Raw genomic sequence first — 11,788 nt, 5'->3', positions numbered from 1 at the left:
TTTGGATGGGGAGTTCGGTAGAATCCCCATAATAGCCCATCACATAGGGAGGAGCGGCCCGTGCCCACAACCCAACGCCAACCCGGCTTTTGGGAAACAGCCACCCGGCTGCTACCCGCGCTCGGTTTCGGACTTATCCTCGGCGCCCTCCCCCTGCTCTGGATGAACGACTGGCACGGCACCCTCTACATCAGCCTCATCGTGATCGGCGCACTCACCGTGCTGGGCGGCATTATTTATTTGCGCTACCGCTATCTCCACACCGCTGCCGCGCACGACCACCCACTCCGCCCCCTCACCGCCACGCTCACGGGCATCGCATTATTTCTGGGCGGCACCCTCCTGCCCACCCTCCTCAACCCACCCCAAGCCATCCGCATCGTCACCACCCAAATCAAAGACTGGGGCGGCGGCCCACTGCGCTCCTATTTCACGGGCGGGGCTGAAGACCTGAGTGTCGCCGTCGTCGATATTGAAAAAGAAGCCGGGACCACGCAAGCGTTCCGGGCCCTCGTGCGCGAACGCCGCCTCGAAATTGACGTTCCCGTGGGCGAACACAATAACGCCGCGGTCACCTACTCCTGGGCGCTTCCGCGCGATACCACGCCCTACGGCTTCGCGGCCTCGCGGCCCTTCCGTTTCGAGCGCGTCCCCACCTTCGACTACACCCAGCTCGACGCCGCGCTCTTCACCCGCGCCACCACCCTCGTGCGCGAACGCGCCGCTCAGATCGGATTGACCGCCGAGCAGCTGGAAAGCGCGGAAGTATTCGTGCGAGTGAAAGCCGCGGCCGCCGAACTGCCCGAATGCGAAGGCACCTGCCCCGCGCCCGAGGACCTCATCTACACCGGATGGTTGCACGCCGGCGGTAAAGCCGGGCACGTGATGATCGACGCACGCGGCACCGTGCTCGGCGAAGACTGGTCGCAATTCGGCGAGTAACGGGCCGAGAAGCGGGCGGCGCGGTGGCTAAAGGGTAGCGCCCTCCCGGGCGGTTGCAACCGGCGCGATTTCCACCGGCGCCACCTCGGCGAGGAAATCCGCAATAATCGCAGAAACCTCATTATTTTCGATAAGGAAACCATCGTGACCGTGCGCGGAATGCACGGTCTGGAGCGGGCGCGCCCCGGACAAAGCCGCGGCCAAGTCCGCCATATGCTGCGGATAAAAAAGCCGATCAGAATCAACGGCGACGACGAGCGCCGGCTGCTTCAGCCCCGCTACCACCTGCGCGGTGCCGCCTCGCCCGCGCCCAATATCGTGAGTAATAAATGCCTGGCTGATTGTCAGGTAGGAATTCGCGTCAAAACGCGCCACTAATTTTGCGCCGTGATAATCCAAATAAGATTGCACCGCGTAACGGCCCCCGCGCAGCGGATCTTCGCCCTCCTGCGGGGTGCGCCCGAAACGCGCCGCCAGCTCCGGGGCGCAGCGATAAGTTAAATGCGCTATTTCACGGGCGAGGCCGAGCCCGGCATCCGGGCCGCTCACCCCGCTCTCATCGGGTTCGGCATCGTAATAATGCCCGCCGCGCCAGCGCGGATCCAGGCGAATCGCCAGATTTTGCAGATGGGCATAAGCAATATGTTCCGCGGTGCTTGCCGGGCCCGCCACGAGCACCGCAAAAGCACCCACCCGCTCCGGGAAAGAAGCCGCCCATTCCATGGTGCGGCAGCCGCCGAAGGAGGCACCTGCCACCAGGGCCCAGCGCTCCACCCCGAGCAGATCGGCGAGCCGGGCCTCCGCGGCAGCCATATCCCGCATGGTAATTTCCGGGAAGCGCGGGCCCCAGGGCTGGCCATCGGGAGCCGGGGAAGCCGGGCCGGTAGTTCCCTGACAACCACCCAACACATTCGGGCACACCACGTAATACCGGTCGGTATCAATGGCCAGACCCGGGCCCACAATATCCTTCCACCAGCCGCTCTGCCCATCGCGTGCCGCGGCATGGGAATCCCCGGTGAGCGCGTGGCACAGCAGCACCGCATTGGAGCGGTCCGCGTTGAGCTGCCCCCACGTTTCGTAGGCGAGCCGAACCTGCGGCAGGCGGCCGCCCAGCTCCAGTTCCAGGGGGCCAAGATCCGCGAAGCGGCGCTCACCCGGATCGTCCCCTTCCAGCCAGGCGCCGGTAGGGCGCTCGGTCAGGCGGGGTGCGGGGGTGTAGCCGGTATCGAAATCACCGATAGGTTCGGCATCGGTGACCGGGTCTAGGGGAGCGTGTCCCACGAGGAACTGGGGGCTGGGCGTCATGATAATCCTTGATCTTCTGGCTCTAGGCGATGGACTCGAGGCCCTGGCGAATATCGGCAATAAGATCGCGCGGATCTTCGATGCCGATGGACAGGCGCACGGTGGCCGGGCTAATGCCATTGGCCGCCAGCTCTTCCTCGGTCAGCTGCGAATGCGTGGTCGAAGCCGGGTGCACCACCAGCGACTTCGCATCCCCAATATTCGCGAGATTGGAGAAGAGATGGAGGGACTCCACGAAAGCCGCGGCCTTCTCAAATCCGCCCGCAACTTCCACCGTGAAGACCGAACCGGGGCCCTTCGGGGCATACTTGGCGGCCAGCTCATGATACGGATTATCCGGCAGGCCAGCCCAGTTCACCGAGTCAATCCCGGGGTGTTCGGCCAGGAATTCCGCCACCGCGCGGGTATTGGAAAGATGGCGGTCGATGCGCAGGGAAAGGGTCTCCAGGCCCAGCCCGATCAGGAAGGCGTTGAAGGGAGAAATCGCGGCGCCGGTATCACGCAGCAAGGTGGCGCGGATCCGGGTTGTGAAAGGAGCTCCGGGAAGATCACCCCAGACGATACCGTGGTAGGACTCATCCACCTCGTGGAAACCGGGGAACTTGCCGTTCTTCCAGTTGAAGCCCGCGCGTTCCACCACGGAACCGGCAATCGAAGTGCCGTGCCCGCCCAGGAACTTGGTGGCCGAATCCACCACCACGTCCGCCCCGAAATCAAAGGGATTCACATTGGCCGGAGTCCCGATCGTATTATCCACAATGAGCGGAATATCGTGGGAATGGGCGAGCTTGGCCAGCGCCTCAATATCGAGAATATCCTGCTTCGGGTTCGGGATCGTTTCCCCGTAGAGAGCCTTGGTGTTCTCATCAATGAGGGCTTCCCAATTGGCCGGATCCGCAGGATTCTCCACGAAACGAGCCTCGATACCGAAGTTCTTGAGCACGTGCTTGAACTGGTTGTAGGTCCCGCCGTAGAGCGAATCGGAGGACACAATATTATCCCCGGCCTGCGCCACATTCGTGACCGCGTAGAAAATAGCAGCCGAACCGGAAGCGAGGAGCAGCCCACCCGTGCCGCCGTACAGCGCGGAAATACGTTCTTCGACAGCGCCCTGGGTGGGGTTGGTGATGCGAGTGTAAATCATGCCCGGATCGGTGAGCGCGAAACGCCCGCGCGCCTGCTCATTATCTTTGAATACATAGGACGTGGTCTGGAAAATCGGCAGCGCCCGGGCGCCGTGATCGGAATCGAGGACCTGGCCGGCGTGCACCTGAAGAGTGTCGAAGTGCAAAGCCTCCGGGGTAGCTGCGGTGTGCTGGGAATTCTGATTTTCTGACATGGTGCTCTCCTTCAAAAATGTGATGGGGAGCGGGCGGCAGATAACGCCCCGGCATAAACCTAGGAAAATATTCTTTTTCTCAGGCGCAGCAATATCCATTCTGGATAAACCAGAGGTGTGACATATGAGGAATGGAATTGTGCGATGCGGCGAATGCGCTCTGACCAGCCCGCTTATTTTTCTACTTGGTGTTCTTTTCCAAAATCAGCAGGGCTGATAGCGCACGTTAGGGCGGCTGGGCCGCGGAACGTGCGCTAGTTGGGCATTCGCATGACGAACATGATGCAAGCATAGGCAGGCGGGGGTGGTGTTCGTCAAGTTCACGACGTGAATCACATTCTTGATTGAGTGCGCGGTGGCGGAGCTGCGCCGTCGTACTTGAGGCCCTTCGAGGGCTCGCAACCCTGCGCAAGCGCGCGGGCGCCCGGGCCGTTCTTCCATCGCGAGCCGTGGCGACCGCAGTTTCGGACGGGTGGTAGTTGCGGTTCCTACCCTGTGACGGTTGTGGTTTCTGATAAATGCAGGCAAGCGGTGTGACGAAAAAGAACAGAATTACACCTGTGAAATTTTGGGGCAGATGTTTCGTTTTGGACTGGTGTGAGGTATGTTCTTAGTGTTTATATCGAATTGTGGGCTCAGTCTGCGCGCACCCGTCCGGGGCGCGGGAAAGCCCGCCCTCTGGAGGTCGTGTGGAGAATCGTTCTCGGCGCCTAACGGCTGTGCTGGCCGCCTGCGCCCTCGCTCTCTCAGTGCTACCCGGCGCCCGCGCGGATAACGTTGATCGCGATATTGATCGCTCGCGGGCCGCGGAAAAGCAAACAGCTCAAAGTATCGGGCAGATTGAAGCTTCGCTGGCCGGGCTCGCCTCCCAGGCCGAAGCCGCGCGTACCGATGTGGTGATTAAGGCGGCCGAAGCCCAGCGTGCCCAGCGCAACCTGGAAGATTCGGTCAATACTGCGATGGATGCCCAGGTGGTGGCCAATAGTGCCCGGGCGGAAGCCGATGCGGCGCGCGGGGAACTCGGCTCGATTTCCTCGGCGATGTACCGGGATTCTTCCACCACGCTCACCGCCGCGAACGCGCTGCTCGGGGCGCAATCCCTGCGCGATGCCGATGATCGCCAGCGCGCCTTCCGCACCGCCGGCCACGCCACCGACCAGAAGCTGCAGCGCTACCAGGCCGCCCGCGATATCGCCGATACCCTCCAGGGCGAAGCGGATCGCAAGGCCAATGAGCAGGCCACGATTGCCGCGCGCGCCGAGGGCGCCGCGAAGGACGCTAGCTCGGCCGCCTCCCAATTGGATAGCCAACTGGCCTCCATCGAAGCGCAACGCGACCAACTTTTCGAAACCCTCGCCCGGCAAAAGGGTACGACGGCGGCACTGGAACGCGCCCAGCAAGAACAGAAAGAAGCCGCGGCGCGTGCCCAGGCCGAAGCCGAACGCCAGCGCATCGCGGCCGAAGCGGCAGCCCAGGAGCAGGCCGCCCGCGAGGCAGCGGCTCGGGAAGCCGCGGCTCGCCAGGCGGCCGCGGAAGAAGCGGCGCGGCGCCAGGCTGAAGCTCAGCCCGCTCCCGCGCCGGCACCCGCCCCCGCTCCGGCCCCCGAACCTGAACCGGAACCGGCACCCGCCCCCGCTCCGGCCCCCGAACCTGAACCGGAACCCGAACCGGAACCGGCGCCTTCGGGTGATGGCTGGGCGATTGTCAGCTTCGCGCGGCAATTCGTGGGCGTGCCCTATGTATGGGGTGGCAATACCCCCTCGGGTTGGGATTGCTCCGGTTTCACCCGCTATGTATACGGGCACTTCGGCTATTCCCTGCCGCGTACCTCCGGGGCGCAGCGTTCGGCCGGCTACGAGATTTCTCCCTCCCAAGCCCAACCCGGCGACCTGCTGTGGTGGCCCGGGCACGTGGGAATCTACACGGGTAACGGCATGCATATTGCGGCCACCAATCCGGAAGGCGGCACCCGCGAAGGGCCGATTTGGGGTAGCCCCACCTACGTGCGGATTATTGACTAGGTGCGGCTAGCGCGCGGCGGGTAAGGGTCGCGGAGCGTACTGATGCCGGCGCGCGGCACACAAGCATAAAAGAAAAGCGGGAGCTGTGCATGATCTGCATAGCTCCCGCTTTTTACGCTTCTATTTGGGATTATTGGCCCGGCTACCCGCCTACTGTTGGCCGGCTGGCTGCTTAGTGCTGGCTGGGCGGCTGCGCTTCGTGCGCGGTGTAGTAGCCTTCGTCGATGGCCCGCTGGAAGGAAGCCCGGATTTCCTCTTCCGCGGCTTCGCGGCCCACCCAGTGGGCGCCTTCCACGGACTTGCCTGGCTCCAGATCCTTGTAGACCTCGAAGAAGTGCTGGATTTCCAGGCGATGGAATTCCGAAACGTCTTCAATTTCGGTACGCCAGGAGGCCCGCTGATCCGAGGCCGGCACGCACAGCACCTTATCGTCGCCGCCCTTTTCATCACGCATGCGGAACATGCCCAGCGCGCGGCACCGAATCACACAACCCGGGAACGTGGGCTCTTCAAGCAGCACCAGGGCGTCCAGCGGATCGCCGTCCTCACCGAGGGTGTCATCAATAAATCCGTAATCATCGGGGTACCGGGTGGATGTGAAAAGCATGCGGTCCAGGCGAATCCGCCCGGTTTCGTGATCTACTTCGTACTTATTTCGATTTCCCTTGGGGATTTCGATGGTGACATCGAATTCCATCATGTGAAGCTCTCCTCGCTGACGGCTGGCACATAAGAACACCTAAGAATACGAGCTGCGTTCCGTGCAAGAATAGGCCCGTGAAAGGAAAAGCTCAGATCGCTTTGTCCCTGGTGCTCCTTCTTGCGGGCGGGTACGCATTCGCTGATGCCTTTGATCTTACCCCCGGATTGCTCACCCTGGGACCTAGGGCCGATGCCGCCGCGCCGTATCCGCATCCCACTCCCGTGCCGGCCGTGACCATTCCGGCTGCTCCCGCGCCCGCGGAACTCGAGGATGCCAGCGCCGCCAAAGTGGCCGCCCTCGGCCAGGAATTCGCCGCGCGCCTGGTCCCCACGGGCCAGGTATCCTATGAAATTCGCGAGGCTGCCACCGGGCGGGTCCTCGCCAGCAAAGACGCAAAAGTCCCGCGGGTGCCGGCCTCCAATATGAAACTGGTGACCGCCCGGGTGGCCCTGGAAACCCTCGGCCCGGATCGCCGCTTCGCTACCAGCGTGGCCGCTTCCGGCTCCACCATCCACCTCATCGGCGGGGGCGATGTGTTCCTGGCTCCCGATACCGCCGCCACCCAGGTCCCGGGCACCATTGCCCGCGGCGATCTCTCGGAATTGGCCGCGGCCGCCGCCACCTACGCGCGCGAGCACCCGGGCGGCCCGGTGAGCGTCGTCGTTGATACCTCTCTTTTCACGGGGCCGGAATACGCGCCCACCCTCGACCCGGTCAATCACGATTATGTGGCACCCATCACGCCGATTGCTGTGAATGGCGGGGCGGTGGGCTACCACTACAGCGCCACGCCCGCCCTCGACGCCGGGAATGCCCTGGCCGAACAGCTGCGCGGGGCCGGTGTGGAGGTGGCGGAGGTGCGTGCGGGGCAGGCCCCCAAGGAAGCGGCGGCCCACCCGCTGGCCACGGTGCATTCGGCGAGCGTGCGCGAGCTGGTGGACCGCATGCTCACCGAATCGGATAACACCCTGGCCGAAACCCTCGGGCACCTGGTGGCGCGTGAGCGCGGGGAAAGCGCGGATTTTGCGGGGGCGGCGCGGGCCACGCGCGCGGTCCTGGAGGAGCTCGGCTACCCGCTGGAGGGCGTGGTGATTTCCGATAATTCCGGGCTGAGCGAAACGAATCGGCTCACCTGCGTGCTCCAGCTCGCGATCCTGGAGGATCTGGCGAATCTGGCGGACGGCACGGTGGGGGCGCTGGGCGCGGGGCTGCCGGTGGCCGCGCTCAACGGCACGCTCGCGGATCGCCTCACCGAAGGCGCCGCGCCCGGGATGATCCGTGGGAAAACTGGCACGCTCGCCGATGTGGTTTCCCTCAGCGGGGTGCTGCGCACGCGTTCGGGGGCGCTGCTGACCTTCTCCATCCTCACCGATTCCCACCACGACGTTTCGTTGTTGGATGTGCGGGCCGCCGAGGATGCTTTCCTCACCGCGGTGGCGGAGCTGTAATGGCCGGACCCCATCCCGCGTACGCGGCCGGCCGGCGCCGCCTGCGCGCACTGCTGAAGAGCTGCGGTTACGGGCCGGGGACCCGCCTGACGGTGGCGGTATCCGGCGGTTCTGATTCCCTCGCGCTGGCCCGCATCGCGCTCTTCGTGGCGCGCCGGGACGGCTACCTGCTGCGCGCGGTCACCGTCAATCACGGGATTCGCCCGGAGGCGGGGCGCGAAGCCGCGCAGGTTGCGAGCCGCTTACGTTCGTGGGGGTACGACGACGCCGCAACGGTCAGTGTGGACCTTGGCGATGGATCGAGCCCGGAAGGGCAGGCGCGGGCGGCCCGGTACGCGGCATTGGCCGAGGCGGCTGGCGCTGGCGAGATGGCGGGCGTGGGTGGCGCGGCTGGCGCGGCAAGTGAGGCGCCGGGCGGGGCAGGCGAGCTTGGAGCTAGTTGCGGCCCGGTGCTGCTGGGCCACACCGCGGACGACCAGGCCGAAACCGTGCTTCTGGGCCTGGGCCGGGGTTCGGGAGCGCGTTCCCTGGCGGGTATGCCGGAAGCGGGTCCGCTGCCAGGCCACCCGGAGATCACTGCGTTACGCCCGCTGCTGGGGCTGCGGCGCGCGGCGCTTCGCGCCGCGCTGCAAGAGGAGGGCATTGCCTGGGTGGAGGACCCTTCCAATGAGCCCGATGGCCCGTGGCGGGCGGCGGGCGGTGGCCCGCTCACCCGCGCCGCGCTGCGCTCACGCGCCCTGCCGGCCCTAAAAGAGGCGCTCGGGCCGGGCACGGTGGAAGCCCTGGCACGCACCGCCTACCTGCTGCGCCGCGATAACGAAGCGCTCGATAGTTGGGCGGCCCGGGAGCTAGCCACCTGGGAAGAACACGGTGTGGTGAAAGAGGCGGGGGAGCCAGCTGGCGGCGTCGTCGTACCTATTGCGCCACTGCGCGAACTTCCCACGGCCGTACGCACCCGGATTCTGCGTGCCCTTGCCCTGCGCGCCGGAGCGCGTGGCGGGGAGGTGAACGCGGGGCATATCGAGGCCCTCGACGCGCTGGTGACCGGGCCGGGCGGCGTGCGCCACTGCGACCTGCCCGGGGCGCGAGCGCTTCGGCGCGATAATATTGTCGTCTTCGCGCGTTAGGCTTAGATGCACAGCGGAACTGCTCAAGGAGATGGTGATGGACCACACCGATATGGGTGATAAATTGGAAAAAATCCTCGTCACAAATGAGGAAATCCAAGCGAAGCTTGAGGACATGGCGCGCCAGATTGACGCCGATTACGATGGTGATCTGCTCGTGGTGGGCGTGCTCAAGGGCGCCGTCATGGTCATGGCGGATCTGGTGCGGAAAATCCACTCTCCGCTGAATATGGATTGGATGGCGGTCTCCTCCTACGGGATGGGTACCAAATCCTCCGGCGTGGTGCGGATTTTGAAAGACCTGGATGCTGATGTGACCGGCCGGCACGTCCTCATCGTGGAAGATATTATCGATTCCGGCCTTACCCTCGCGTGGCTGAAGAAGAATCTGCTGGATCGCGGGGCGCAATCGGTGCGGATCGCGGCTATTCTGCGAAAACCCGAGGCGGCTAAAGTTGACGTTCAGGTTGACTATCTAGGCTTTGATATTCCCGATGAGTTCGTGGTGGGGTACGGACTCGACTATGCCGAACAATTCCGGCATCTGCCTTTTGTGGGCACCCTGGCCCCGCACGTTTACGGAGGATAAGTGGACGAACAGCAAGAACCTCGCGGTACGGAACCGGGCGGCACCGCGCCGGGCGGAAGTGACGCTCGCGGCGGTGAGGCACGCGGTAGTGACGCTCGCGGTAGCGAAGCGAATCGCGCCGAACCCAGCGCGTATGAGCGCAAGCGCCGGGCACGCCGGGCCCACCCGCCCCAGCCGGACAACTCGGGCAGTGATACCGGTACGGAAGGTGGCGCCGGGAAGAACAAGAAATCCCGCGGCTCCGGCTCCGGCCACAAGCTCAGCGAAGAAGAACGCACCAGCCGGCGGCGCTGGCGCGTTATCTCCGGCATCGTCATCGCGGCGCTTCTTGCTTTTATCGGGACCAACCAATTCATGGCCATGCAGTGGTCCAATATCTCCACCTCGGAAGGTATCGCGCTGTTGGAAGGCACCACCGTACAGCGCGTGCAGATCACAGACGGCACCAACCGGGTACGCCTGTGGCTGACCGAGCCAACGCAAACCATGGATGGTGACGGCGATAAGCACGACGCCGGGAAGAAAGTCACCTTCCAATACGCTGACCCGCAGGGCCAGCACATCACCTCCCTGGTGGAACGGGCCAATCCGGAGCGCGGGCATAACTCAATCGTTCCCTCCCAGAACGTGTTTGTGTCCATGCTCTTTACCTTCCTGCCCATGATCCTCATCTTCGCGGTGTTCATCTGGTTCATGCGCAGCCAGATGGGGCGCGGCTTCGGGGCGAAAGATGCCAATGCGGACGGGGAAGTCTCCGAAGTGCGCTTCTCCGACGTGGCCGGGGAAGATGAAGCCGTGGAAGAAGTGAAGGAAGTGGTGGACTTCCTCAAGAACCCGGACCGCTACCAGGCCCTCGGGGCCCGCATCCCGCGCGGGGTGCTCCTCTACGGCCCGCCCGGAACGGGTAAAACCCTGCTGGCCAAGGCCATCGCCGGGGAAGCACAAGTGCCCTTCTTCTCCATCGCCGCCTCGGAATTCGTGGAACTCTACGTAGGCATGGGTGCTTCGCGCGTGCGCGAGCTGTTCAAAACTGCGAAGAAAAAAGCCCCGGCCATTATTTTTGTGGACGAAATTGACGCGGTGGGCCGCGGGCGCAGCAGCGGCGCCCTCAGCCACGGCGAACAGGAACAAACCCTCAACCAGCTCCTCGTGGAAATGGACGGCTTCTCCACTGACGAAGCGGTGGTTCTTATTGCCGCCACCAACCGCCCGGACGTGCTGGACCCGGCGCTGCTGCGCCCCGGGCGTTTCGACCGGCAGGTCGCGGTAGATGCCCCCGATATTCGCGGGCGCGAAGCAATTTTGCGGGTGCACGCGCGCGGTAAGCCGCTCGCGGACGACGTAGACCTGGCCGGGGTCGCCAAGCGCACCCCCGGTTTCACGGGCGCGGATCTGGCCAATATCCTCAACGAAGCCGCGCTCTTGGCGGCGCGCCGCCACGCCCACGTCATCACCAATGCGGATGTGGATGAAGCCTCGGATCGCGTGATGGCTGGCCCGCAGCGCTCCAGCCGGGTGATGAGCCCGGAGGATCGGCGCATGACGGCCTATCACGAGGGCGGGCACGCGCTCGCGGCCGCGGCGCTGCGCTATACCGACCCGGTCACCAAGGTGACCATTTTGCCGCGCGGGCGGGCCCTGGGTTACACGATGGTTATGCCCACCGAGGATCGCTATTCGGTTACCCGCAACCAGCTCCTCGACCAGCTCACCTACGCGCTGGGCGGGCGCGCCGCGGAAGAAATTATTTTCCGGGATCCCTCCACCGGCGCCTCCAATGACATCCAGAAAGCCACCGAAACCGCGCGCAAGATCGTGACCGAATACGGGATGACCACCGCGGTGGGGGCGGTGCGGGTGGCTCCCACGGCCCAGGAAGAAGCGAGCTTCGGGGCGGCTTCGCGCACCTCGGATTCTCTGGCTGCCACCGTGGATGAAAATGTGCGGGCCCTCCTCGACCAGGCTCTCACCGAAGCGTGGACGATCATCACCGAAAACCGGGATATCCTCGACCACCTGGCCGCGGTGCTCCTAGATAAGGAAACCGTGCTGGAAAACGAACTCGCGGAGATTTTCAAGGATGTTGTCAAAGCCCCGGAGCGGGAAGTGTGGCTTTCCGCCCCGGATCGCCCGGTCTCGCAGCGCCCGCCCATCCCGCTCCCGGAAGGGAAAACCGAGGCGGAAGCGGCAGCGGATTCGCGCCTTGCCGCCCCGGAACTCCCCGATGCTGCCACCGGGCCGCTCGGCCCGCGCGGCCGGCACGGCGCGGAAAATGAGGATGCCTAAACTTTCGTGGTTATGAGCGCGAAAA

At 64.5% G+C, this 11,788-nt stretch carries 9 protein-coding genes; 6 read left to right on the top strand and 3 right to left on the bottom strand.

Annotation, left to right across the window (positions count from 1 at the left end; translation table 11 throughout):
* Positions 1 to 60 precede the first annotated feature (60 nt).
* Complete coding sequence (locus tag QP305_RS04840) at positions 61 to 942, top strand: hypothetical protein (protein WP_284904274.1); 882 nt, start codon at positions 61 to 63, stop codon at positions 940 to 942.
* A 27-nt stretch (positions 943 to 969) separates the two neighbouring features.
* Here the strand turns inward: QP305_RS04840 and metX are convergent, their stop codons facing one another.
* Entirely contained in the window at positions 970 to 2,250 is a 1,281-nt protein-coding gene (gene metX, locus QP305_RS04835; RefSeq protein ID WP_284904272.1) for a homoserine O-acetyltransferase MetX, read from the bottom strand.
* Positions 2,251 to 2,272: 22 nt separating this feature from the next.
* Positions 2,273 to 3,589, bottom strand: a complete 1,317-nt coding sequence (locus QP305_RS04830; protein WP_284904270.1) for an O-acetylhomoserine aminocarboxypropyltransferase/cysteine synthase family protein — start codon at positions 3,587 to 3,589, stop codon at positions 2,273 to 2,275.
* 689 nt (positions 3,590 to 4,278) lie between these two features.
* Between QP305_RS04830 and QP305_RS04825 the strand changes: the two genes are divergently transcribed.
* Entirely contained in the window at positions 4,279 to 5,610 is a 1,332-nt protein-coding gene (locus tag QP305_RS04825; protein ID WP_284904268.1) for an NlpC/P60 family protein, read from the top strand.
* Between the two features lie 172 nt (positions 5,611 to 5,782).
* Here the strand turns inward: QP305_RS04825 and QP305_RS04820 are convergent, their stop codons facing one another.
* Positions 5,783 to 6,307, bottom strand: coding sequence for an inorganic diphosphatase (locus QP305_RS04820; protein WP_026428653.1), 525 nt, complete (start codon positions 6,305 to 6,307; stop codon positions 5,783 to 5,785).
* An 80-nt stretch (positions 6,308 to 6,387) separates the two neighbouring features.
* On the opposite strand from QP305_RS04820, the gene dacB reads away from it, so the two are divergent.
* The 4 genes from dacB to ftsH are packed head-to-tail and all read left to right on the top strand — an operon-like array spanning position 6,388 to position 11,763.
* On the top strand, positions 6,388 to 7,761 hold the full coding sequence (gene dacB / locus QP305_RS04815; protein ID WP_284904267.1) for a D-alanyl-D-alanine carboxypeptidase/D-alanyl-D-alanine endopeptidase: 1,374 nt from the start codon (positions 6,388 to 6,390) through the stop codon (positions 7,759 to 7,761).
* Complete coding sequence (gene tilS, locus QP305_RS04810; protein ID WP_284904265.1) at positions 7,761 to 8,888, top strand: tRNA lysidine(34) synthetase TilS; 1,128 nt, start codon at positions 7,761 to 7,763, stop codon at positions 8,886 to 8,888. Before dacB ends, tilS begins: the two co-directional genes overlap by 1 nt.
* Before the next feature lie 37 nt (positions 8,889 to 8,925).
* Positions 8,926 to 9,477, top strand: coding sequence for a hypoxanthine phosphoribosyltransferase (hpt, locus tag QP305_RS04805; protein ID WP_016441812.1), 552 nt, complete (start codon positions 8,926 to 8,928; stop codon positions 9,475 to 9,477).
* Positions 9,478 to 11,763 (top strand): ATP-dependent zinc metalloprotease FtsH, encoded by a 2,286-nt coding sequence (ftsH, locus tag QP305_RS04800; RefSeq protein WP_284904263.1) that lies wholly within the window; start codon positions 9,478 to 9,480, stop codon positions 11,761 to 11,763. It abuts the gene before it with no gap.
* Positions 11,764 to 11,788: the final 25 nt, after the last annotated feature.

Origin of the sequence: Actinotignum timonense, from assembly GCF_030216305.1 — a bacterium.
Classification (GTDB): Bacteria; Actinomycetota; Actinomycetes; order Actinomycetales; family Actinomycetaceae; genus Actinotignum; species Actinotignum timonense_A.
This window is presented reverse-complemented; position numbering and strand designations above follow the sequence as displayed.